Raw genomic sequence first — 22,037 nt, forward strand, 5'->3', positions numbered from 1 at the left:
CGAGGCCCTGGAGTAGATAGAGATATGCGAATAGTTCTAGCGCCGATGGAGGGCGTTGTCGACTACCGTTTGAGAGCGCTGCTCAGCGCTGTCGGTGGTATCGACCAATGTGTGACCGAGTTTATTCGGGTCTCGGATCGATTACTGCCCCCATCCGTCTTCTACCGACTGGCGCCTGAACTCAAGACCGGTGGCAAGACCGAATCCGGCATACCGGTGATCGTACAGCTTTTGGGCAGTGATCCCAATGCGATTGCGGAAAACGCCGCGCGAGCCGTTGAGCTGGGCGCGCCGGGTATTGATCTTAATTTCGGCTGCCCGGCCAAAACGGTAAACAAGAGTCGCGGTGGTGCCGTGCTGTTGGATGAGCCGGATACTATCCACCGTATACTCTGTGCAGTTCGTGCCGCGGTTCCCGACTGTGTTCCGGTCAGTGTCAAGATGCGCCTGGGTTTTCGGGATAAATCGCTGGCCCTGGAAAATGCCCGGGCGATTGAAGCTGCAGGGGTGCAGAGTCTCGCTGTCCATGCTCGAACCAAGGTGGAAGGTTATAAACCGCCGGCCCACTGGGAGTGGATTGCCAGGATTCGCGAAGCGGTAGCGCTGCCGGTGATTGCCAATGGTGAGGTCTGGAATGTGTCGGACTATCATCGTTGCCGGGAGGTCAGCGGGTGTGATGATGTCATGATCGGCAGAGGCTTGGTCGCAAACCCTTACCTGGCCCGTGTAATCAAGGATGAAAATTTTGATGTTGCCACTGCCTGGCCCGGTGTCACGCGGATGCTGATCGCCTTTCATGCCGATAATCAGGAGGACCTGGCTTCGCGCTATGTGCATGGACGCTTAAAGCAGTGGCTGCAGATGCTCAGCTGGCATTTTGATGAAGCCAGGGTGCTGTTTCAGAAGATTAGAACCGAACGTGATCCTGAGAAACTAATGGCTGTTCTGAATGATGCGGTGGTGCCTGCTCCAGCTTCTCGGCATACGCCTGTGATTTCCACCGGGCTGGGCCAGTGACCTGTTGTATTTCTCAACTCATCTGTCGCTCCGGTATAGTCCCGGCATCCGTCGTTGGCTCCTGCCGGGCTACGGAAGCGAGTCTTACACCAACCTTATCGGCTTTCTACGTGCGCCCCAGCTTCCGGCTTCGGCTTCGAAAATACCGGGAAGCTTATACCCGCAGTGTGCACAGCAGCCCTGATCATTCAGGCCCCAGTGCCCCAGCTCGTACCAATCCCTTTCGATAAGCCGTGCGGCGCATTCAGGGCACCAAGTGGAACCGCCGGCTTTGTCATGGACGTTGCCGGTATAAACAAACTGCAACCCCTCATCCATGGCAATCTTTCGTGCTCGAGAAAGGGTGGAAGCGGGGGTGGCCGGGATATCACGCATTTTCCAGTCTGGGTGAAACGCACTGAAGTGAAGGGGGACATCCTTGCCCAGATGCTCACGAACCCAGGCCGAAAGCGCGTGAAGTTCGCTGTCGCTGTCGTTCTCGCCGGGAATCAATAGGGTTGTTAGCTCAAGCCAGACATCGGTCTTGTGCCGCAGGTATTTCAGCGTTTCCAGTACCGGCGCCAGCGACCCGCCGCAAATACGTTTGTAAAAGCGCTCTGTGAAGGCTTTGAGGTCGATGTTGGCGGCATCCATATGTTGATAGAACTCGGCGCACGGCTCGGGGCAGACATAGCCCGCGGAGACGGCTACCGAGCGCACACCGTATTCGCGGGCTGCTATTGCTGCATCAATGGCGTATTCGTGGAATATCACCGGGTCGTTATAGGTGAAAGCGATGCTGCGACATCCCTGCTTCCGCGCGCTGCGGGCGATAGTCTCAGGCATGGCGCTCTGGGTCAGGGTATCCATCTCCCTTGATTTACTCATATCCCAGTTCTGGCAAAACCGGCAGGCCAGGTTGCAGCCCGCGGTGCCGAACGAGAGTACTGGCGTTCCCGGCAGGAAGTGGTTGAGCGGTTTCTTTTCAATCGGGTCGATGCAGAACCCGCTGGAACGGCCGTAGCTGTATAGGCGCACTTCGCCCTGTTCCGCCCCCCTGACAAAACAGAGGCCGCGCTGTCCATCGCTCAGGTGGCAAAAACGGGGGCACAGATCGCACTGGATCTTATTCTCCGAGAGCCTGTGCCACCATTGTGTGGGGACGCTGACGGGAGGCCTGTTCGGGTCCATAATTCAACTCCTGAAGCCTGTCTGGATGTCTATAATTGTAGAAAACAAGTGGCGTTACCGGCACTGTCGGGTGGCGCTATCAATGATCGATTCGATGCGAGGTCAACATGAACCAGATTCGACCTGCCGCTGTTGCCGGGCTGTTTTATCCCGGCCAGGCGGCGTCATTGCGCCATATGGTTGATCAGCTGTTGAGTCACAACCCGGTTGCGGAGCCCCATACCGCGCCGCCGCGTGCACTGGTGGTGCCGCATGCGGGGCTGGTGTATTCGGGCGGCACCGCTGCCCGCAGCTACAACCTGCTGAGCGATGCGATTCAGGCGGGGTGTCACTGGCGTCGTATTCTTCTCCTGGGTCCCAATCATCGGGTGCCACTCAGAGGTATCGCAGCCCCTGAGGCGGATATGTTTGCGACCCCGGCGGGATCGATGGCCATTGACCGACAGGCTATTGAAGCGCTTGAGCAGAATTATGATGTCCAGCTCAGACCTGATGTGCACGCCCTGGAGCATTGTCTTGAGGTTCAGCTGCCTTTCTTGATTAAGTTACTTCCCTCGGCCAGGTTGATTCCTCTGGTTGTTGGGCAGGAAAGCCCGGAGCGCGTCGCAGATCTGGTGGATTGGGCGTGGAATCAAGGGGATGTGCTGGTGGTCGTCAGTACCGATCTCAGTCATTATCACGCGTACGACGAGGCTTGCGCCATCGATGCTGAAACCGATGAGTTGATTCGCGCGCTTTCTCCCCGGGTCTTACCGGAACAAGCTTGCGGTGCCTATGCACTTAATGGTCTGTTACTGGCTGCGCAACGTCGCGGTTTGTCTGTCGAGTGTCTGGGGCGATGCAACTCCGGTGATACAGCGGGCAGTCGGGATCAGGTTGTCGGTTATGGTAGCTATGCCGTTTTCTGAGTCGATGCTTACGGAGGCGCTCTCGTTGGCCAGAGCGGTTCTGCTTGCGGCTTTTAATCGCGCTGATGCGCCCCATGTCCCGGCGTCACTCAGTGTGGATGGGGCCTGTTTCGTGACGTTGATGACCGGCGGTACATTGCGAGGCTGTATCGGTTCTTTGGAGCCCCGCCAAAGCCTGGGGGCCGATATCGTTGAAAACGCCCGTCACGCCGCATTTGATGATCCGCGCTTTCCCGCATTGCAGGAGAGGGAGCTGGAGAGCCTTGAGGTTGAAGTATCGCTACTGTCGCCGCAGGAGCCCATGGATGTAAGGTCTCTGGATGATCTTGTGAGGCAGCTGCGCCCGGGAGTCGACGGCCTCGTGATGGCGTGCGAGGGTCGGCGAGCGACTTTTCTTCCTTCGGTTTGGGCGCAACTCCCTGAGGCGGAGAGGTTTGTGGCGGCACTACAACGAAAAGCAGGTTGGAGGCCGGGGTTTTGGTCACCGAATATGCGCTGTTACCGATATGAGACTGCGCACATGCGCGGACCACTGATGGAATGAGGCAGCGCGATGGGCGCTGCCTCGAATTATGGTTAGTGTTCGATGGCGATTTTCCGTGATTTCATCGCCTCTGGAATCTCGCGGATCAGGTCTACATGCAAGAGCCCGTTTTCCATGGACGCCTTGATGACCCGCACGTGATCAGCCAGCTGGAAGCGGCGCTCGAAATTACGCGCAGCGATTCCCTGATACAGGTACTGATGTTCCTGATCGTCCGATTCCTTGCGCCCGGTAATGGTCAGATTGCCGTTCTCTGTTTGAATATCCAGCTCAGACTGGTTGAACCCGGCCACAGCCATGGTGATCCGGTATTCGTTTTCGCCGCGCAGTTCGATGTTGTAGGGCGGGAAGCTGGGCTGCTGTTCGTTACTCCGGTTGGCGGCGTCCAGCATGGACGCAAGACGGTCAAAACCAATAGCAGAGCGGTAGAGCGGAGACAGGTCATAATTACGCATAGTCATATCCTCATCAAGCAATATGGGTTTTAAAGGGCCAGCCCGCAGGCCTGGCGATGACGGGGCCTCCCGGGAGCGCCGCCGTCTAATTGCTTAGATAAGGTCAGCCTGAACGCATTTCAAGAACGGCTGTGCAATTTTATTCATCGCGATAGTTCTTGATGAACGTATCCACGTCGTTGGTAATCTCAACGTCGACTTTGGGTGCCGGGATCTCGAAGTCATAGACCCGCTCCCAGCCCTCGGCATCCGGTGTACGCTCCCAAACGGTACCCGCGTTATAGGTCACCAGCTCGGTCAGTGACGGGTCGAGCTCGACCATTTTCTCTACCGGCATGGGGACCAGGTTGATCTGCTCATTCTCCAGAAACTCTTCGGTTTCGTAGCCGGTGAACATACGCCAGCCGGTATCGTTCAGGTGTTCGGGTACGGTTTTGTACATGAAACGTACCGGCAGGGTTTCTTCAAATACCAGGCGGGAGACCAGCGCGAGAAATCCGTTTTTGGTTTGGTTGGTGTCGGCATCCTCGGGAAGCGGTTGATCAATCTCTGGGCGGCGCATGGGTGACTCCTCGGTTACGGGTTAGCGACGCGTATTGTATCGGTTATCGGTATCGCTTCGAAGGGACCGCTTAAACGAAAAAGCCCCGGCATCAGGCCGGGGCTTTTCAGATCAACTCAGCGATCAGGCTTCGACTGTCGGGATCACAGTAGAGGCCTTCTGCACGTAGTTGTCCATCTGATCGAAGTTCAGGTAACGGTAGATCTCACCGGACATGCTGTCGATCTTGTTGGCGTACTCCATGTACTCCGCCGGAGTCGGCAGCTTGCCTTCCAGAGCCGCAACCGCCGCCAGTTCCGCTGACGCCAGGTAGACGTTTGCGCCGTCGCCAAGACGGTTCGGGAAGTTACGGGTAGAGGTGGAAACCACAGTGGACTTGGCGGCTACACGTGCCTGGTTACCCATGCACAGTGAGCAGCCCGGCATCTCCATGCGAGCGCCGGCCTTGCCGAAGATGCTGTAGTAGCCTTCGTCGGACAGCTGAGCCTGGTCCATCTTGGTCGGCGGAGCGATCCACATGCGAGTCGGAATCGACTTGCCGGAAGACTCAAGCAGTTTACCGGCTGCGCGGAAGTGACCGATGTTGGTCATGCAGGAACCGATAAACACTTCGTCGATCTTTTCGCCAGCCACGTCGGACAGCAGGCGAGCGTCGTCCGGGTCGTTCGGAGCACACAGGATCGGCTCCTTGATTTCGGACAGGTCGATCTCGATCACTTCAGCGTACTCGGCATCAGCGTCCGCACGCATCAGGCTCGGGTTAGCCAGCCACTCTTCCATGGCCTGGATGCGGCGAGAAATGGTGCGAACATCGCCGTAGCCTTCAGAGATCATCCACTTGAGCATGACGATGTTAGAGCGCAGGTACTCGGCAACAGAGTCTTCAGACAGTGTAATGGTGCAGCCCGCCGCGGAGCGTTCAGCGGAGGCGTCAGACAATTCGAACGCCTGCTCGACAGTCAGCTCTTCCAGACCTTCGATCTCCAGTACGCGGCCAGAGAAAGCGTTCTTCTTACCGGCTTTCTCGACGGTCAGCAGGCCCTGCTTGATCGCATACAGCGGAATCGCGTGTACCAGATCACGCAGCGTGATGCCTGGGTTGCGCTTACCCTTGAAGCGAACCAGTACAGATTCCGGCATATCCAGCGGCATAACGCCGGTGGCTGCTGCGAATGCGACCAGACCGGAACCTGCCGGGAAGGAGATACCCAGCGGGAAGCGGGTGTGGGAGTCACCACCGGTACCAACAGTATCCGGCAGCAGCATGCGGTTCAGCCAGGAGTGGATAACACCGTCGCCTGGGCGCAGGGAAACACCGCCGCGGTTCATGATGAAGTCCGGCAGGGTGTGATGGGTATTAACGTCAACCGGTTTCGGGTAAGCCGCGGTGTGACAGAAAGACTGCATTGTCAGATCGGCGGAGAAGCCAAGACATGCCAGGTCTTTCAGTTCGTCGCGGGTCATCGGGCCGGTGGTATCCTGAGAACCGACAGTAGTCATCTTCGGTTCGCAGTACATGCCCGGACGTACGCCGTCCATGCCACAGGCCTTGCCGACCATCTTCTGTGCCAGGGTGTAACCCTTGCCGGTGTCTGCTGGCTGTTCCGGCTTGCGGAACAGGTCGGAACCGTCGAGGCCCAGTGCTTCGCGGGCTTTCTCGGTGAGGCCACGACCGATGATTAGTGGGATACGACCGCCGGCACGGACTTCGTCCAGCAGAACCTGAGTCTTCAGACCGAAGGTGCAGATGACTTCATCGGTACCGTGCTTGCAGACCTTGCCTTCATAGGGGTAAACGTCGATAACGTCGCCCATGTTCAGGTCGTCGACCGGCATTTCGATCGGCAGGGCGCCCGCATCTTCCATGGTGTTGTAGAAGATCGGAGCGATCTTGCCGCCGAAGCAGTAGCCGCCTGCGCGCTTGTTCGGTACATGCGGGATATCGTCGCCGAAGAACCAAAGTACGGAGTTGGTGGCGGACTTACGGGAAGAACCGGTACCCACTACGTCACCCACATAAGCAACCGGGAAGCCTTTGGCTTTAACTTCTTCGATCTGGGCGAGAGGGCCTTTAACACCGGGTTCTTCCGGGTTGATCCCTTCACGCTCCATCTTCAGCATGGCGTTAGCGTGCAGCGGGATGTCAGGGCGTGACCAGGCATCCGGAGCCGGAGATAGGTCATCGGTGTTAGTCTCACCCGGTACCTTGAAGACGGTTACGGTGATCTTTTCTTCCAGTTTCGGCTTGCTGGTGAACCATTCACCGTTGGCCCAGGATTCAACAACCTGCTTGGCAAATGCGTTGCCGGCGTCCATTTTTTCCTTGACGTCATGGAACGCATCGAACATCAGCAGGGTATGGGACAGCGCTTTGGCTGCGGTTGGTGCCAGGGATTCGTCATCCAGCGCCTCAACCAGCGGTGCAATGTTGTATCCGCCGAGCATGGTGCCGAGCAGTTCTACCGCCTTGACCTTGTCGATCAGCGGTGAAGACGCTTCGCCTTTAGCGATGGCAGCCAGGAAACCGGCTTTCACATAAGCGGCCTGGTCAACACCGGCGGGAACACGGTTGCTCAGCAGCTCCATCAGGAACTCTTCTTCACCGGCCGGCGGATTCTTCAGCAGCTCAACCAGTTCAGCAGTCTGTTCCGGTTCCAGCGGTTTCGGCGGCACGCCTTCTGCGGCGCGTTCTTCTACATGTTTACGATAAGCTTCAAGCACGACATGGCCCTCATCTGTTGTCACCGCCGCAAGCTAGCCGTATGCCTTCACGCGCTGGGTGCGGCGGGTTATCGATTAGGTATCGATTGGTGTTTGGCGTCGCGAATTTTATAGGAAGGGCCGGTTAAAGTTAAGTTTGTCGACAATTTCAGGCGTTAGACTTTGGGCATAGCTGCCGGAGTTGACTGCTTGGCCAATGCCGTTGATTCGGGTCAAAGAAAGGCGCTGTCGGGTTTGCGCCGAAGGTGCCAAGCCCGGTATAACTTAGCCGAACACCCGTTTGGCGTATTGAAGGGAGGGAATCCATGAACTTGCCATTGGTCGATTCGGCCGAGCCCGATATGAGCACAGCTGTTCGTCAGTATCAGGTAAACCGACAGCTTGAACTGTTCAGAATTCAGGAAGACCCCCACCTCATTTACCGCGGGGGCGAGCCGGTTATTGTCCTGCGGTATCTGCAGCGTCGCGTGGCGGCCCGGCCTAAACAGCTGCGTAACCATATCCGCCGTGTCTATCTGTCGATTCAAAGCCGAGAGGCAGGCCATCTGACGGGGGCGCTGGTGGATCTGATGCTGGTGCTGCGCGGCAAGGGGCGTCATCTGATCAAGCGCATGCTGGAGCAGTCCGAGCCGCTGCTGACCCCCACGACCCTTGATCTGATGCGACAGGCTAGCGAAACCGGCGATCCGGAGCCCTTGAGAGCTTTATCGCAGGGCGAATCTGTTCTGGGTAACGGTGGTGTGCCTGCCGTGGCGCCGCTGCAATGAGCCACCACGGTCAGGATAGTATCGGCCTGATCGGTTTCGATGAGCGCGAGCGCAATTTGCTTGAGGTGTTTCTGGACAGCTCCGATAACCCGGGGCTTGTGCTGGATTCGCCGGAACGGGCTGATTCGATTCTATTTAACTGTAGTTCCGACACCGAACGGCGCCGCTTCCTGGATTGGCTCTCTTCCCGTCGACGCTGCGCCGTAGTGGCCGTGGTGGCGGATGTCGAACCACCGGAAGGTGCCTACGAATTGCGTCGGCCTCTTTCGATCGCCTCGTTGCGACAATGTTTACGTACGCTGGCGCGTGATTTAAGACGTGATCGTCTGGCGCGCGAAGCGGAGTCTGTGGAAGCGAGAGCCGCGAGCTCCGGTCTCAAGATGGCACCGGGCGCGTTCAAGGAGCTGCTCGCACAATCAGGCGTACCGGCCAGGAGAGAGGCATCGACCACGCCTCCGGCGGCAATTCCCGCCAAAAATGTGGGACCGGCACCGTTGCTGGATTGGAGCGAAGAGCAAAAGCGCCAGCTTGTACGGCAGGCTACCGGTGCTTTGCCGGAACTCGATGTTGAAGATGATGCGCAGCGCAAGCGGCTGATGGTATCGCTGGACGGTCAGTTTCTGGACTGGGTTCGCCGGGCCGTTGATCAGGGGCGAGATCAGTCAGTTCCGGTAAAGTTGACCGGTGTGCCCGGGGTTTTCGTCTACGATCCGGTCAGCGATCAGTTTAGTTACGATTTGGATGCCGATTTTCTGATTCAGATGGCGACCAGCCGATTTGGTCCGGGGGAGCTCGGCTGTGAAGCGCTGGAGCAAGCGCCCGAGGGGGGCGCGGTGGCACCCCGTGATGAGGTGTTGTGGCTGTTAGGGCTGATGAGTACCCGTGGGCGTATACCCGATACCCTAGACCCGCGTGTCTCCCGCCAGTTGAAGCCTGTCAAGGGGATGCCGCACGCTCTGCTGACGCCCCAGGCAGAGCGGATTGCCGATTTCTGGAGCACCGCACGTTATACGCCTACCGAAGTGATGCAGGCACTGAAAGTGCCGCAGAACTATGTGTTTTCATTTATGGTTGCCGCCGATGCGGCTGACCTGTTCGAGCGTACATAAGGAGATTACGCATGAGCGCTCAATCCAATGCGCCTTTTGAAGATGGCGGGGAGACGCTTTATTTCCAGGTATTGCCGGCTGGTGCCTACTACGCGACGTTTAGCCGTGAGCCGGAGGATATGCGAGCTCTGTTATTGCAGCTGCTGAGCTCCGATACGCCGGTTCCCTATATTCCGTCGCTGCTGGAAAAACTGACCGGACTGGATACCGAGGGTGCGCAGCGCCTGCTCGATGAAATGCAGAACCGCAACTTTATTGAGTTAGTGGGGGAGCCTCTGGAAATTGCCAGTGGCGCACTTGAGCAGATCCTGCCGGATCTGATCGCGCCTTTGGGCGAGGGCAAAGTCCTGCTAGCTGATGAACAGGGGTTTTCTCTGGCTCACAAGGGTTTCGAGCGCGATGAGGAGGAAGCTGTTGCCGGTCTCGCCGCCGATGTGATGATGCTGACTGAGCGGCACGAACGCCTGATCAAGGATCAGCTGGAGCTGTTTGGCTGCTCGTGGGCGTTGGTAAATGCGGTAGGGCAGAGTGATTTGGGTTTTTGGGTCCTGACCATCGGTCGGGAAAAGTTCTTGCTGATTATCGAGGGGATGCCGTATCTGAACCGCCAGCCCTTTGTTGATTTGGCTTCCGTACTGATCCGGCGCTATCTGGATCATTAAGACTTGCAGTGGAAAAGGAGATTTTCATGCGCGCCGAAATGTTGAATTCAATTTTGCGTGACCTCAGTGGTACATCGACCGAGATCGAGGCGTGTGCCGTTATTTCAACCGACGGTCTGGTGATCGATGCTCTGCTTCCGGCGGGTATGGATGAGGATCGAGTCGGGGCTATGAGTGCAGCGATCCTGTCGCTGGGTGAGCGTACCGCGCGGGAGCTGGCGCGAGGCGAGCTCGAGCAGGTTCTGATTAAAGGGGCCGAGGGCTACATCCTGATGACGCATGCCAATGATGAGTCTGTGCTGACAGTCGTGGCCAAGCCTAACGCGCGTCTGGGGTTGATCTTCCTCGACGTCAAACGTGCCGCGGAAGCGATTGGCAAGGTACTTTAACTGCACTGATAGCGCCAAATCCTAGTTGCAAACAGGAGGAGTGGTATGTCCGAACAGGATACCGGGTCGGTCTCCGATGTGTTGATCAAGTATTACGACGGCACTGAACGTACGGCCACGATTGTCGATGAGGAAGTACCCTATCCCGACGGCAAACTGATTGTGTCCAGAACCGATCCACAGGGAATTATTACCCATGCCAACCAGGCGTTTGTCGATATGTCGGCTTATACCCGGGAGGAGCTGATCGGCACCAACCACTACATCCTGCGCCATCCGGATATGCCGGCCGTGGCGTTTCAGGGGCTGTGGGAGACGATCGAGAGCGGTAAAAAGTGGCAGGGTTACGTAAAAAACCTGCGTAAGGATGGCAAATATTACTGGGTAAAAGCCACTGTTATTCCCAACATCCGTAATGGCAAGCTGGTGGGCTATACGTCAGTGCGTCGGAAACCGTCTCGCAGCAAAATTCGTGAAAGCGAAGCGCTGTATGAAACGTTGAAATAGGGGAGAGGGGAATGCCATTTAACTTTACCGTCAGCCCTGACTTTGCGCCGGATCATATGTCGGGTTGGTTCTATTTCAACACCTGGCTTCAGCGCAAGCTGGGTACGGATATTCATCTTGAGCTCTACGACGGGTTTGATAGCCAGCGCGCCGATATTCGTGCAGGCAAGATCGACTTGATTTATGCCAATCCCTACGATGCATCCATGCTGGTGCGGGAAATGGGCTTCAAGGCGGTTGCGAGGCCCGCGGGGAAGCGGGATGAGGCGGTGATCGTTGTTCCTGCGGACAGCGCTGTTCAGCAGGTTGAGGATCTGGCTGAGGGGATACGTATAGCCACGACGGCTGATCCCGATGTGCATACGATAGGCATGATCATGCTCGAGCCGGCGGATCTGGACGCCGGGAACACCGAGCAGCGAGAATATGACAGCTACATCCTCATAGCCAAGGCACTGATGCGGGGGCAGGCTGATGCAGGCTTTTTCCTTAAGCAGGGGTACGATGAGCTGTCGGATCTGATCAAAAAGCAGATGCGCGTGATCGTCAGCAGTCAGATTAGCGTTGTTCATCACGCGTTATTGGTCGGGCCGTCCATGCAGGATCGTTTTGGCGAACTCAGTGAGGCCCTGATCAGTATGAAAGAGGATGAAAAAGGCCTCGGCGTGCTTGAGAGCATGGGGCTTCAGGGGTGGGAGTCAATGAGCGTTGAACAGACCGAGTTTATGATCGATCTGATTGATACACTGATTGACTGACGCCATGAATGCCGGGGCGCATGGTGTATACTATGCGCCCCTTTTTTATGGCTGTGGTTCAGGTGGTTTTATGGATGCTCTGACAGAGATTCAACAGTTTTTGGGTTGTGCGACACCTTCGGGTTGGATTGAGCGTGCAGCCAAGTCGGATTCCTTGCCAGTGTTGCTGATTGATCACGCCAACTGTGAGAAAAAAGCGGCGTCGACCGCCATGAATCTGATGTTTCGTTATGTTGATCGTACCGATCTGCTTAACAAAATGTCACGTCTCGCCCGTGAGGAGCTGATTCATTTTGAACAGTGTCTGGCGTTGATGGAGGCGCGTGATATTGAGTATACCCACCTGGGAGCGGCCCGCTATGCAGCAGGCCTGCGCGAACCGGTGAGAACATCAGAGCCGGGTCGGCTGGTGGATCTTCTGATCATCGGAGCGTTTATTGAAGCGCGCTCCTGTGAACGCTTTGCCGCTCTGGCGCCTTATCTGGATGATGAGCTTGCCAAGTTCTATCGTTCGCTGCTCAAGTCCGAGGGGCGGCATTATCAGGATTACCTGTCCCTGGCCCGGGACTATGCGGGTGAGCCCATCGATGAACGGATAGCATTCTTCCGTGGCGTAGAGAAGGAACTGATTGAGTCGCCGGACGCGGAGTTTCGCTTCCACAGCGGAGTGCCTGCCGAGCAGGCAGCCTAAGCGGGGGAGTAACTGGCTGGCGGGGTGAAGCGGGTCAGGCTTCGGCCGCCTGTCTCGTCGATCAGCAGGTACCAGCCGTCTGAGCTCCAGTCTCCCAGTACAATGCGTGTACCCCGTCCGGGCCCGATCTGGTCGTGGTGGACATCCGGGCGGTGGGTGTGACCATGGATCATTAGGTTTGCGTTGGATTCCTGCAGTGTGCGTCGCACAGCATCCGGGCTGACGTCACTGATCGCGTCCGTCGTCATTGAGCCTCTGGCACTGCTTTCAGCACGCATCTGCCGGGCGGTCTCGATCCGCGCCTCGATCGGTTGGGCGAGAAATTGGGCCTGCCAGTCGGGGTCTCTCACCAGTGTGCGAAACTGCTGATATTCCCGGTCATCCAGGCAAAGCTGATCTCCGTGCAGAACGACCGCGGGCTCTTGCGGTAAGTTAATGACAGTCACTTCAGGGAGTAGTGTTGCACCCCATTGTTCCAGCAGCGATTGTCCCACCAGAAAGTCCCGGTTACCGTGCTGGAAAAAAAGCCGGCAGCCCCGGTCGTTGAGGGCCCTTAACTTGTCGAAGAGTGACTCAAGGCCTGGAAGGGGGGCATCGTCACCAATCCAGTACTCGAAAATATCGCCCATCAGGTAAAGGTGATCAGATGGCTTTACGATATGATCGAGCAGGTAGTGGAACGCCCGGCTAATCTCCGGGCGCTCCGGTTGCAGATGTAGATCGGCAATGAACAGATGGCGCATTACGCCTCGCTTTCTTCCGTAACGACGGCACGCTCGATAATAACGTCTTCGGCCGGTACATCTTGGTGGCCTGCGCGCATGGTCGTGCGTACCGCCTTGATACGATTAACCACATCCATACCTTCGACCACCTTGCCAAAGACAGCGTAGCCCCAACCTTCGGTGGTTTTTGCAGTATGGTCCAGGAACAGGTTGTCCGACACGTTGATGAAAAACTGCGCTGATGCGGAATGGGGATCCATGGTGCGCGCCATGGCTAGAGTACCCGCTTTGTTTGAAAGGCCGTTATTGGCCTCATTTTCGATCGGTTCGCGGGTCTTTCGGCTTACCATGCCCGGTTCGAAACCGCCACCCTGAATCATGAAACCATCGATCACTCGGTGGAAGATAACCCCGTCGTAGAATCCCTCGCGGACATATTGCTCAAAGTTAGCCGCGGTATTTGGAGCCTTGTCGTAGTCCAGCTCCAGAGTGATATCGCCGTGATTGGTGTGCAGGGTAATCATCGATGCGGGTCCCATCTTGGTTTTAGTTATTCGGGAGGCCAGGTTACGCCCTTTGGGCCTCCTCGTGTAGAAGCATTTATTATACTCAAGTCGTACGATGGTGCATCCCATCCGCGACAAAGTCGATCCCCCTGCGGCAGTGCGTTGAGACCCTATCTCCGGTTATAATGCGGCGCTCAGGTTTCAGCCGCCCCGAATGCCGGGCAGTGGCTGCGTCCCACAAGTTTCTACAAGACGCGGATATGACCAACAACGAAAGCAGCAAGCCGACCAATTTTATTCATCAGATCATCGAGGAAGACCTGGATAAGGGGACCCATGGTGGGCAGGTTGTCACCCGTTTCCCGCCAGAGCCCAACGGCTATCTCCATATCGGGCATGCCAAATCGATTTGCCTGAACTTCGGTACCGCACTCAAGTACGGCGGTGCCTGCCATCTTCGTTTCGACGATACCAATCCGGAGAAAGAGAGCCAGGAGTATATTGACTCGATTATCTCGGATGTTCGCTGGCTGGGTTTCGAATGGGCCGGTGATATCCGTTACAGCTCTGACTACTTCGACCAGTTGTACCAGTGGGCCCTTCACCTGATTCGTGAGGGCAAAGCTTACGTGGACAGCTTGAGCCCCCACGAAATCCGTGAATACCGCGGTACGCTGACCGAGCCGGGCCGCAACAGCCCTTATCGTGAACGTAGCGTCGAGGAAAACCTGGAGCTGTTTGAAAAGATGCGCCAGGGTGATTTCGACGAGGGTGAATGTGCATTGCGAGCCAAAATCGATATGGCTGCACCGAACATGAATCTGCGAGATCCGGTGATCTACCGTATTCGCAAGGCGCACCATCACCAGAGCGGCGACAAGTGGTGTATCTACCCCTCCTATGACTTTACTCATGGCCAGTCCGATGCGATTGAGGGTGTAACGCATTCCATCTGTACACTGGAGTTCGAAGATCACCGCCCGTTGTATGAGTGGTTTATCGAGAATCTGCCCGTACCGGCACAACCCAGGCAGTATGAATTTGCCCGGCTCAACCTGAACTACACCGTGACCAGCAAACGTAAACTGAAGCTGCTTGTGGACGAGGCCAAGGTTGATGGCTGGAACGATCCGCGCATGCCGACGATCTCGGGTCTGCGGCGTCGCGGGTATACCCCGGCTTCGATCCGTCATTTCTGCGACATGATTGGTGTGACCCGTTCCAACGGTATTGTGGATATGGGGATGCTGGAAGCGGCGATTCGCGAAGACCTGGATGCCAATGCACCCCGAGCCATGTGTGTTCTGCAACCGCTCAAGCTGACCATCACCAACCTGCCGGATGGAGAGCAGGAATGGTTCGAACTGCCGGCGCATCCCAAGGATGAATCGATGGGTCTGCGCAAGGTTCCCTTTACGCGTAATCTGCTGATTGATCGTGAAGATTTCGCTGAAGTCCCGCCGCGCAAATGGAAGCGTCTCTCGCCGGGCGAAGCGGTGCGTCTGCGTGGCGCCTATGTGATCCGTTGTGACGAGGTGATCAAGGACGCAAGCGGAGAGGTGGTAGAGATCAAGGCGAGCTATGATCCGGACACCAAAGGTGCCAACCCCATCGACTACAAACCCAAGGGGGTGATTCACTGGGTATCAGCGGATAACTCTCAGCCCTGTGAAGTGCGCGTATACGACCGCCTCTTTACAGAGCCGAACCCGGATGGTGATAAAGAGCGTGACTTCCACGACTTTATTAACCCTGAATCACTGGTGGTTTACCCCGATGCGCGGGCTGAAATCGGCTTGAAAAATGCCTCGATTGAGAGCCGGTATCAGTTCGAGCGACAGGGTTACTTCTGTGTCGATCCGGACACAACGGAAGCGCGAATGGTATTTAACCGGACTGTCGGGCTGCGTGATTCCTGGGCCAAGATCAAGGGACAGTAAGTGTACAGGGCGCTCCTGGCCGCCGTTTGTGCTATTTCGCTGGCCGGCTGTTCAGCGCTTTCGGCGCGCGTGGACGGCGAGCGCTTGACGATAGAGACATTGGCGACGCTCCCGGCGGACATCAGCGAAACCTCTGGCTTGGCACAGCTGGATGGAAAACTCTGGACGCTCAACGATAGCGGTAACGGTCCCTGGCTCTATCAGCTCTCGGCCTCCGGGGACGTTGTCAAACGAGTGCGTGTCTCCGGTGCTGCGAATGTCGACTGGGAGGCGATGGATGCGTCCGGCACGGACGTCGCAATTTTTGACTGCGGCAATAATAGCGGTCAGCGCAATCGCTTTCAGCTCTATACAGTCGACCCGGTGGAGCTGGAACGCGCTGACGAGTCGGGTGAGGTCAGAGGTCGTCTCACTGAGTTTGAGTTTGCGGATCCTGCGCCGGTACCCGGACGTCAGCAACATGATAATGATTGTGAAGCCGCGGCCTGGATCGGCGGTCACTTCTGGGTGTTTACCAAGGGGTGGCAAACGCAGACAAGCCGAGTCTATCGCTTTGCACCCGGATCGCAGGCTCAGCAGGTCGAGTCTCGGGCGAGCTGGCCCGTGCGCGGTCTGATCACGGGAGCTGATTACAGTGCGCGCCGGAATGAGTTGGTGCTGCTTGGGTATACATTGGGTGTGCTTGGGAGTGAGGCTTTTATCTGGCGGATACCTGTCCGTCAGAATGAGCCCCAGTGGTCTCAGGCGCGCCGTCACCCTTTGTCGCCCTCCGGCCAGTGGGAAGCGGTGGTCTGGTGGGGTGATCAGCTGCTACTGACCCGCGAAACCAGTGTGCTGGGCGAAACAAGGTTAGGCCGCCTCACGTTCGAATAGGCAGGCCGAAGTTGGGCGCGACAAACGAATTAAAGGATTGGCAGAAACAGATGCTACAGATTCACAACACACTGACAAAATCCAAGTCACCGTTTACGCCCCTGGAAAAGGGCAAAATCCGTATGTATGTGTGCGGGGTGACGGTGTATGACTACTGCCATATCGGTCACGCCCGGGTCATGGTCTGTTTCGATGTGATTACGCGCTACCTGCGTTATCGGGGCTGGGATGTAACCTATGTCCGTAACATCACGGATGTGGATGACAAAATCATCAAGCGGGCGGCGGAAAATGGTGAGTCGGTAGATGCGCTGACCGAGCGTATGATCGATGCCATGCATGAAGATGAGGGGCGCCTTTCGGTCCTGAGGCCCGACATGGAGCCTCGTGCTACAGCGCATATCGATGACATCATCGCACTGGTCAGCACGCTGATCGACAAGGGTTACGCCTACTGTGCGGATAATGGCGATGTCTACTATCGGGTCGAAAAATTTGAAACCTATGGCAGGCTCACCAACAAAGTGGTGGATGAGTTAAAAGCGGGCGCCCGCATCGAAGTGGGGGATGCCAAGGAGAGTCCGGTGGATTTCGTCCTCTGGAAGACAGCCAAACCCGGCGAGGTGAGCTGGGACTCCCCCTGGGGCCCCGGCCGTCCGGGATGGCATATCGAGTGCTCGGCCATGTCCAAGTGCTGCCTGGGTGAAACCTTTGATATTCACGGTGGGGGGCCTGACCTGCCGTTTCCGCACCACGAGAACGAGATCGCTCAGTCCGAGGCCGCAAACGGTTGCACCTATGTGAACTATTGGATGCATGCCGGGCCCGTGCGGGTGAACGAAGAGAAGATGTCCAAATCGTTGGGGAACTTCTTTACGATCCGTGATGTGCTTCAGGTCTATAACCCGGAGGTAGTGCGTTACTTCCTGTCTTCGGTGCATTATCGCAGTTATATCGACTACTCTGAGGAGAGTCTGCGTGAGGCGCGCCAAGCGCTGGAGCGTTTTTATCAGGCGTTGCGTGATGCGCCTGAGGGTATTGAGGATGGGGGCCTGGGTGCCTGGGAAGAGCGATTCCAGGAGGCCATGGATGACGACTTTAATACGCCCCGGGCGATGGCCGTTCTGTTTGACCTGGTTAGCGAGCTGAACAAGGCAACCCGGGACAAACGTGCCGACGCGGCCTCTCTGGCCGCTTTGCTTAAGCGCCTCGGTGGAGTGCTGGGGCTGCTTCAGCAGGATCCTGCTGCTTTCCTGCAGGGTGAAGATCGCGATGGCGAGATTACCGCCGAGCAGATTGAGGCTCAGATCGAGGCCCGTAATCAGGCGCGCCGGGATAAGGATTTTGCCGAGGCGGACCGAATCCGGGACACGCTGGCGGAGCAGGGGGTTGTGCTGAAAGATAGCCGCGAAGGTACCAGCTGGTACCGGGAAGGATGATTCCCGTTGTCCGGATCTGATCGTATTGAGTGAATAGTGCACAGTGCGTTGTTTATGCTGAAAAAATTGCGTTTCGGTATTGACGGCCAGGGATGGCTCCCTTAGGATACGCACCACTTCGCGGCGGGTGCCTGTCAGGCTTTCATCGCGAAGGTCGGGCTGCAAGAGGCGCCCGTAGCTCAACCGGATAGAGCAACGGCCTTCTAAGCCGTAGGTTGCAGGTTCGAGCCCTGCCGGGCGCGCCACTTGCAAAGGCATGAAGCCGATCGGTCCGGTTTGAAAATATGGTGGATGTAGCTCAGTTGGCAGAGCTCCGGATTGTGATTCCGGCGGTCGTGGGTTCAAGCCCCATCATCCACCCCATTTTCAGCTAACGGCCAGGATGCCGATAACTCGCGGAAGTGGTGAAATTGGTATACACGCCGGATTTAGGTTCCGGTGCCGCAAGGCGTGAGAGTTCGAGTCTCTCCTTCCGCACCATTTCCATCTGTGGTGGATGTAGCTCAGTTGGCAGAGCTCCGGATTGTGATTCCGGCGGTCGTGGGTTCAAGCCCCATCATCCACCCCATTCCCCTGATTAAAAATTCACCTCGTAGTTAAAGATCCGTCCTGTCGGTAATCCGCGTTGTCACCCGGTTACGAATCCTTCATGGGCCGCGCCCCCTAGTTTGCTTGACTAATACCCTTGATTGCCGGACAATTTTGCGCTTCGAATTCAGGCTCTGAGGGTCAGAGGTCTGGTGGTTCGACAAGTCTCTGGAGCGCTCGCTTCAGCGTCGTGTTGGATAAAACCCAGGCGTGATCCCAGGTCGCAATAAACGCTGCAATGTATTTGTGAGGAATTTCATGCAAGTTTCTGTCGAAACGACTACCGGCCTTGAGCGTCAGATGACCATCACGGTCCCGGCTGAACAGATTGATCAGGACGTTGACAAGCTGGTTCAGCAGCAGGCCAAGACCCGCCGCATGGATGGCTTCCGTCCCGGTAAGGTTCCGCCCAAGGTGATCAAGCGCATGTACGGTGATGCGATCCGTTATGATGTGCTCAATCGGGTCGTGCAGGAAAGCTTCTACAAAGCTGTGCAGCAGGAAGAGCTCCAGCCTGCCGGCGGTCCGAGCATCGATCTGAAAAACGACAAGGAAGGCGAAGATCTGCAGTTCGTCGCCACCTTTGAGGTTTATCCGCAGGTCGAATTGGCTGATTTCTCCGGTGCTGAGATCGAGAAGCAGAGCGCTACGGTCAAGGACGAAGATATTGATCAGATGATCGATACCCTGCGTAAGCAGCAGGCAAGCTGGGCCGAAGTGGATCGCGCTGCCGAAGATGGCGATCGCGTTAAAATCGATTTCGAAGGTTTTATCGACGGTGAAGCTTTTGAAGGCGGTAAGGCTGAAGGTCACGACCTGGTGTTGGGCTCCAACTCCATGATTCCGGGCTTTGAAGCCGGTCTGATCGGCGCCAAGCCTGGCGACGAGCTGGAGCTGGATGTTAATTTCCCTGAGGAGTACCACGCTGAAAACCTGAAGGGCAAGCCGGCCAAGTTCAAAGTTAAGGTTCAGAGCGTATCGGCCTCCGAGCTGCCTGAGTTGAACCCGGAGTTCTTCGCTAAGTTCGGTATCGAAGAGAGCGAACTGGAAGGATTTAAAGCTGAAGTACGCAAAAACATGGAGCGCGAACTCAAGCACTCCCTGAAAATGAAGCTGAAAGATCAGGTGTTTAACAAACTGGTCGAGCTCAACGCTATCGATGTACCGGCGGCTCTGATCGATGATGAGATCGATAATCTGCGTCGCCAGGCCGTGCAGCAGTTCGGTGGTCCGGACTCTCAGCTGGATCCTGAAACTCTGCCCAAGGAGATGTTCTCCGAGCAGGCCAAGCGCCGCGTGACTGTGGGCTTGTTGGTCCAGGAAGTTGTCAAGTCTCAGGACCTGAAGGCTGATGATGCCCGTGTGCAGGAAACCATCGCTGAAATGGCTGAAACCTATCAGGAGCCGCAGCAGGTTATTGAGTGGTACAACGGCAATGAACAGATCCTGAATCAGATCAAGAGCATGGTTCTTGAGGATCAAGTGGTTGATCAGCTTCTCGCATCTGCTAAAGTCGTGGAGAAGGAAGTCAGCTACGAAGAGGCTATCAAACCAGCTGAGCAGGCCAACGCCGAGCAGGCTGGCGAGTAAGCCATCGCGAAAAAAGCGCTCAAACGTCCACCCCGGAGGAGCGCCGGAATCTCGAAAACGACAGTTGGCTAAAGCTAACTGTCGTTTTTGCTTTCAAAGGCTCGAAGGAGAAGTGTAAATGACGGACATTCTGAATGGGCGTTCCGATGTGATCACTAATAGCGGCATGGTGCCGATGGTGGTTGAGCAAAGTTCACGTGGTGAGCGTGCGTACGATATCTACTCACGTCTGCTTAAAGAGCGCGTGATCTTCATGGTCGGTCAGGTTGAAGACCATATGGCCAACCTGATCGTTGCTCAGTTGCTGTTTCTTGAGGCGGAGAATCCTGACAAGGATATCCACCTTTACATCAACTCGCCCGGTGGCTCAGTGACAGCAGGCCTGGCGATCTATGACACCATGCAGTTTATCAAGCCTGATGTCAGCACCATGTGTGTTGGCCAGGCCGCTTCCATGGGGGCCCTGTTGCTCACTGGCGGTGCCCCGGGCAAGCGTTACTCACTGCCTAACTCCCGGATGATGATTCATCAGCCGCTGGGCGGCTATCAGGGGCAGGCCAGTGATATCGAGATCCATACCCGTGAAATTATCGGGATCCGTAATAAACTGAATAATATCCTGGCTGAGCATACCGGGCAGGATGTGGATACCATCGCTCGCGATACTGACCGTGATAATTTCATGGATGCGAAAACGGCCAAAGAGTATGGCCTGATCGATTCGGTTCTTGAGAGCCGTACAGTACCCGAGTGAGGGTTGGCGCCTCCCCGTTACCCTTGAAATTGTGGCGGGGAGCCGCATATATAGAAGAAATGCTTTTTTTGAGGTATCAGAATGTCGGATGAGATCAGCGGTAAAGGCGGAAGTGGCAGCAAGCTGTTCTGCTCTTTCTGTGGCAAAAGCCAGGATGAAGTGCGGAAGCTGATCGCAGGCCCGTCTGTGTTTATCTGCGATGAGTGCGTCGATCTCTGCAACGATATTATCAGTGAAGAGATTCAGGACACCGAAGAGCAGGAGCCGAATGAGAAGCTGCCGACGCCGGCCGAAATCAAGCAGACACTGGATGATTATGTCATTGGCCAGGATCGCGCCAAAAAGGTGCTGTCCGTCGCCGTCTACAACCACTACAAACGGTTGCGCTTCCAAGGGAAGGGCAAGGCCGATGTGGAGTTGGGAAAGAGTAACATCCTGCTGATCGGCCCCACCGGTAGTGGTAAAACGCTTTTGGCACAGACTATGGCGCGCCTGCTCAACGTGCCGTTTACGATCGCCGATGCAACCACGCTGACAGAAGCGGGGTATGTGGGCGAGGATGTCGAGAATATTATTCAAAAGCTGCTTCAGAAATGTGACTACGATGTCGAGAAGGCGCAGCTGGGTATTGTCTATATCGATGAAATCGATAAGGTCTCCCGCAAATCGGATAACCCGTCAATCACCCGTGACGTTTCGGGCGAGGGTGTTCAGCAGGCATTGCTGAAACTGATCGAGGGAACCGTGGCGTCTGTGCCGCCGCAGGGTGGCCGTAAACACCCCCAGCAGGAGTTCCTGCAGGTGGATACGTCCAATATCCTGTTTATCTGTGGCGGCGCTTTTGCGGGGCTTGAGAAGATTATCCGTGACCGGAGTGAGCGCAGCTCTATCGGGTTTAACGCTACCGTGAAGAGCAAAGAAGAGATTCGTCTTACCGAGGTGCTGCACGACGTGGAGGCCGAGGATCTGGTCAAATTTGGCCTGATTCCCGAGTTTGTCGGGCGTCTACCCATGGTTGCGACTCTATCCGAGTTGGATGAAGAAGCATTGATTCAGATCCTGACCGAACCCAAGCACAGTTTGGTGAAACAGTATCAGGCGCTGTTCGAGATGGAAGGGGTTGAAGTCGACTTCCGTGAGGATGGTCTGAAAGCTGTAGCCCATAACGCGCTTGAGCGCCGCACGGGTGCCCGTGGTCTGCGATCAATCCTTGAAGCATCGCTGCTTGAAACCATGTACGAGCTTCCCTCCATGGAGGGGGTTAGCAAGGTGGTGATCGACGAAGGGGTTATCGAAGGGACGTCCGAGCCGATCCTGATTTACGAGAATCAGGAGCAGTCCAAAGCCGCGCCGCAGGATTAA

Annotated in this window: 22 protein-coding genes and 4 tRNA genes; 20 read left to right on the forward strand and 6 right to left on the reverse strand. The window is 56.3% G+C overall.

All coding sequences use genetic code 11. The features are described from left to right. Positions 1–24 precede the first annotated feature (24 nt). Entirely contained in the window at positions 25–1,017 is a 993-nt protein-coding gene (locus G403_RS22730) for a tRNA dihydrouridine synthase (RefSeq protein WP_051298764.1), read from the forward strand. A gap of 84 nt (positions 1,018–1,101) precedes the next feature. On the opposite strand, the gene amrS is transcribed toward G403_RS22730, so the two are convergent. Next, positions 1,102–2,187, reverse strand: a complete 1,086-nt coding sequence (amrS, locus tag G403_RS0108830) for an AmmeMemoRadiSam system radical SAM enzyme (protein ID WP_027853669.1) — start codon at positions 2,185–2,187, stop codon at positions 1,102–1,104. A 107-nt stretch (positions 2,188–2,294) separates the two neighbouring features. Here amrS and amrB point away from each other — a divergent pair, with 107 nt between their 5' ends. Beyond that, the gene (amrB, locus tag G403_RS0108835) at positions 2,295–3,095 is read left to right on the forward strand and encodes an AmmeMemoRadiSam system protein B (RefSeq protein ID WP_027853670.1); all 801 of its coding nucleotides are present in this window, start codon (positions 2,295–2,297) and stop codon (positions 3,093–3,095) included. Continuing rightward, a complete protein-coding gene (gene amrA, locus G403_RS22735) occupies positions 3,073–3,639 on the forward strand; it encodes an AmmeMemoRadiSam system protein A (protein ID WP_051298766.1) in 567 nt (188 codons plus the stop codon). Before amrB ends, amrA begins: the two co-directional genes overlap by 23 nt. Before the next feature lie 32 nt (positions 3,640–3,671). On the opposite strand, the gene G403_RS0108845 is transcribed toward amrA, so the two are convergent. From G403_RS0108845 to acnB, 3 genes are all read right to left on the reverse strand, one after another. Next, positions 3,672–4,094, reverse strand: coding sequence for an Hsp20 family protein (locus G403_RS0108845; RefSeq protein WP_027853672.1), 423 nt, complete (start codon positions 4,092–4,094; stop codon positions 3,672–3,674). A 139-nt stretch (positions 4,095–4,233) separates the two neighbouring features. Next, complete coding sequence (locus G403_RS0108850; RefSeq protein ID WP_027853673.1) at positions 4,234–4,656, reverse strand: immunity protein Imm33 domain-containing protein; 423 nt, start codon at positions 4,654–4,656, stop codon at positions 4,234–4,236. Between the two features lie 123 nt (positions 4,657–4,779). After that, positions 4,780–7,377, reverse strand: coding sequence for a bifunctional aconitate hydratase 2/2-methylisocitrate dehydratase (gene acnB, locus G403_RS0108855; RefSeq protein ID WP_027853674.1), 2,598 nt, complete (start codon positions 7,375–7,377; stop codon positions 4,780–4,782). Positions 7,378–7,682: 305 nt separating this feature from the next. On the opposite strand from acnB, the gene G403_RS0108860 reads away from it, so the two are divergent. The 7 genes from G403_RS0108860 (at position 7,683) to G403_RS0108890 (ending at position 12,260) form a co-directional block, all read left to right on the forward strand. Beyond that, on the forward strand, positions 7,683–8,144 hold the full coding sequence (locus G403_RS0108860) for a hypothetical protein (RefSeq protein WP_027853675.1): 462 nt from the start codon (positions 7,683–7,685) through the stop codon (positions 8,142–8,144). After that, entirely contained in the window at positions 8,141–9,253 is a 1,113-nt protein-coding gene (locus G403_RS0108865; RefSeq protein ID WP_027853676.1) for a hypothetical protein, read from the forward strand. The genes G403_RS0108860 and G403_RS0108865 overlap by 4 nt, the downstream gene beginning before the upstream one ends. Before the next feature lie 11 nt (positions 9,254–9,264). Further along, complete coding sequence (locus G403_RS0108870; protein WP_245578226.1) at positions 9,265–9,915, forward strand: hypothetical protein; 651 nt, start codon at positions 9,265–9,267, stop codon at positions 9,913–9,915. 26 nt (positions 9,916–9,941) lie between these two features. Beyond that, positions 9,942–10,304 carry a roadblock/LC7 domain-containing protein gene (locus tag G403_RS0108875; RefSeq protein ID WP_027853678.1) on the forward strand — a complete coding sequence of 121 codons (363 nt, stop codon included), beginning with the start codon at positions 9,942–9,944 and terminating at the stop codon, positions 10,302–10,304. Between the two features lie 45 nt (positions 10,305–10,349). Further along, positions 10,350–10,811, forward strand: coding sequence for a PAS domain-containing protein (locus G403_RS0108880; RefSeq protein WP_027853679.1), 462 nt, complete (start codon positions 10,350–10,352; stop codon positions 10,809–10,811). Between the two features lie 11 nt (positions 10,812–10,822). Continuing rightward, positions 10,823–11,569 carry a phosphate/phosphite/phosphonate ABC transporter substrate-binding protein gene (locus G403_RS0108885; protein WP_027853680.1) on the forward strand — a complete coding sequence of 249 codons (747 nt, stop codon included), beginning with the start codon at positions 10,823–10,825 and terminating at the stop codon, positions 11,567–11,569. 70 nt (positions 11,570–11,639) lie between these two features. After that, positions 11,640–12,260, forward strand: coding sequence for a MiaE family protein (locus G403_RS0108890; protein WP_027853681.1), 621 nt, complete (start codon positions 11,640–11,642; stop codon positions 12,258–12,260). On the opposite strand, the gene G403_RS0108895 is transcribed toward G403_RS0108890, so the two are convergent. Together G403_RS0108895 and G403_RS0108900 are read right to left on the reverse strand one after the other, a co-directional pair. Continuing rightward, on the reverse strand, positions 12,257–13,003 hold the full coding sequence (locus G403_RS0108895) for a UDP-2,3-diacylglucosamine diphosphatase (RefSeq protein ID WP_027853682.1): 747 nt from the start codon (positions 13,001–13,003) through the stop codon (positions 12,257–12,259). The genes G403_RS0108890 and G403_RS0108895 overlap by 4 nt on opposite strands. After that, complete coding sequence (locus tag G403_RS0108900; RefSeq protein ID WP_027853683.1) at positions 13,003–13,509, reverse strand: peptidylprolyl isomerase; 507 nt, start codon at positions 13,507–13,509, stop codon at positions 13,003–13,005. The genes G403_RS0108895 and G403_RS0108900 overlap by 1 nt, the downstream gene beginning before the upstream one ends. A 242-nt stretch (positions 13,510–13,751) precedes the next feature. On the opposite strand from G403_RS0108900, the gene G403_RS0108905 reads away from it, so the two are divergent. From G403_RS0108905 to clpX, 10 genes are all read left to right on the forward strand, one after another. Then, the gene (locus G403_RS0108905) at positions 13,752–15,431 is read left to right on the forward strand and encodes a glutamine--tRNA ligase/YqeY domain fusion protein (RefSeq protein WP_027853684.1); all 1,680 of its coding nucleotides are present in this window, start codon (positions 13,752–13,754) and stop codon (positions 15,429–15,431) included. Next, positions 15,432–16,304, forward strand: a complete 873-nt coding sequence (locus tag G403_RS22740) for a hypothetical protein (RefSeq protein WP_051298768.1) — start codon at positions 15,432–15,434, stop codon at positions 16,302–16,304. A 50-nt stretch (positions 16,305–16,354) separates the two neighbouring features. Continuing rightward, a complete protein-coding gene (gene cysS, locus G403_RS0108915) occupies positions 16,355–17,743 on the forward strand; it encodes a cysteine--tRNA ligase (RefSeq protein WP_027853685.1) in 1,389 nt (462 codons plus the stop codon). A 168-nt stretch (positions 17,744–17,911) separates the two neighbouring features. Beyond that, positions 17,912–17,988: transfer RNA gene (locus tag G403_RS0108920), tRNA-Arg, on the forward strand. 42 nt (positions 17,989–18,030) lie between these two features. After that, positions 18,031–18,106 (forward strand) — tRNA-His (locus tag G403_RS0108925). Positions 18,107–18,138: 32 nt separating this feature from the next. Then, positions 18,139–18,223: transfer RNA gene (locus tag G403_RS0108930), tRNA-Leu, on the forward strand. 12 nt (positions 18,224–18,235) lie between these two features. Then, a tRNA-His gene (locus G403_RS0108935) sits at positions 18,236–18,311 on the forward strand. Positions 18,312–18,589: 278 nt separating this feature from the next. Beyond that, the gene (gene tig, locus G403_RS0108940) at positions 18,590–19,921 is read left to right on the forward strand and encodes a trigger factor (protein WP_027853686.1); all 1,332 of its coding nucleotides are present in this window, start codon (positions 18,590–18,592) and stop codon (positions 19,919–19,921) included. Positions 19,922–20,039: 118 nt separating this feature from the next. Further along, complete coding sequence (gene clpP / locus G403_RS0108945; protein ID WP_051298771.1) at positions 20,040–20,675, forward strand: ATP-dependent Clp endopeptidase proteolytic subunit ClpP; 636 nt, start codon at positions 20,040–20,042, stop codon at positions 20,673–20,675. Positions 20,676–20,756: 81 nt separating this feature from the next. Further along, positions 20,757–22,037: an ATP-dependent Clp protease ATP-binding subunit ClpX gene (clpX, locus tag G403_RS0108950; protein WP_027853688.1), complete on the forward strand. Its 1,281-nt coding sequence runs from the start codon at positions 20,757–20,759 to the stop codon at positions 22,035–22,037.

The sequence above is a fragment of the Marinobacterium litorale DSM 23545 genome, assembly GCF_000428985.1.
GTDB classification, from domain to species: Bacteria; Pseudomonadota; Gammaproteobacteria; order Pseudomonadales; family Balneatricaceae; genus Marinobacterium_D; species Marinobacterium_D litorale.

Bases quoted from the DNA above. Each gene is read 5' to 3' on its own strand.
- G403_RS22730 (WP_051298764.1), top strand. From the start codon at position 25: ATGCGAATAGTTCTAGCGCCGATGGAGGGCGTTGTCGACTACCGTTTG.
- amrS (WP_027853669.1), bottom strand. From the start codon at position 2,187: ATGGACCCGAACAGGCCTCCCGTCAGCGTCCCCACACAATGGTGGCAC.
- amrB (WP_027853670.1), top strand. From the start codon at position 2,295: ATGAACCAGATTCGACCTGCCGCTGTTGCCGGGCTGTTTTATCCCGGC.
- amrA (WP_051298766.1), top strand. From the start codon at position 3,073: ATGGTAGCTATGCCGTTTTCTGAGTCGATGCTTACGGAGGCGCTCTCG.
- G403_RS0108845 (WP_027853672.1), bottom strand. From the start codon at position 4,094: ATGCGTAATTATGACCTGTCTCCGCTCTACCGCTCTGCTATTGGTTTT.
- G403_RS0108850 (WP_027853673.1), bottom strand. From the start codon at position 4,656: ATGCGCCGCCCAGAGATTGATCAACCGCTTCCCGAGGATGCCGACACC.
- G403_RS0108860 (WP_027853675.1), top strand. From the start codon at position 7,683: ATGAACTTGCCATTGGTCGATTCGGCCGAGCCCGATATGAGCACAGCT.
- G403_RS0108865 (WP_027853676.1), top strand. From the start codon at position 8,141: ATGAGCCACCACGGTCAGGATAGTATCGGCCTGATCGGTTTCGATGAG.
- G403_RS0108870 (WP_245578226.1), top strand. From the start codon at position 9,265: ATGAGCGCTCAATCCAATGCGCCTTTTGAAGATGGCGGGGAGACGCTT.
- G403_RS0108875 (WP_027853678.1), top strand. From the start codon at position 9,942: ATGCGCGCCGAAATGTTGAATTCAATTTTGCGTGACCTCAGTGGTACA.
- G403_RS0108880 (WP_027853679.1), top strand. From the start codon at position 10,350: ATGTCCGAACAGGATACCGGGTCGGTCTCCGATGTGTTGATCAAGTAT.
- G403_RS0108885 (WP_027853680.1), top strand. From the start codon at position 10,823: ATGCCATTTAACTTTACCGTCAGCCCTGACTTTGCGCCGGATCATATG.
- G403_RS0108890 (WP_027853681.1), top strand. From the start codon at position 11,640: ATGGATGCTCTGACAGAGATTCAACAGTTTTTGGGTTGTGCGACACCT.
- G403_RS0108895 (WP_027853682.1), bottom strand. From the start codon at position 13,003: ATGCGCCATCTGTTCATTGCCGATCTACATCTGCAACCGGAGCGCCCG.
- G403_RS0108900 (WP_027853683.1), bottom strand. From the start codon at position 13,509: ATGATTACCCTGCACACCAATCACGGCGATATCACTCTGGAGCTGGAC.
- G403_RS0108905 (WP_027853684.1), top strand. From the start codon at position 13,752: ATGACCAACAACGAAAGCAGCAAGCCGACCAATTTTATTCATCAGATC.
- cysS (WP_027853685.1), top strand. From the start codon at position 16,355: ATGCTACAGATTCACAACACACTGACAAAATCCAAGTCACCGTTTACG.
- tig (WP_027853686.1), top strand. From the start codon at position 18,590: ATGCAAGTTTCTGTCGAAACGACTACCGGCCTTGAGCGTCAGATGACC.
- clpP (WP_051298771.1), top strand. From the start codon at position 20,040: ATGACGGACATTCTGAATGGGCGTTCCGATGTGATCACTAATAGCGGC.
- clpX (WP_027853688.1), top strand. From the start codon at position 20,757: ATGTCGGATGAGATCAGCGGTAAAGGCGGAAGTGGCAGCAAGCTGTTC.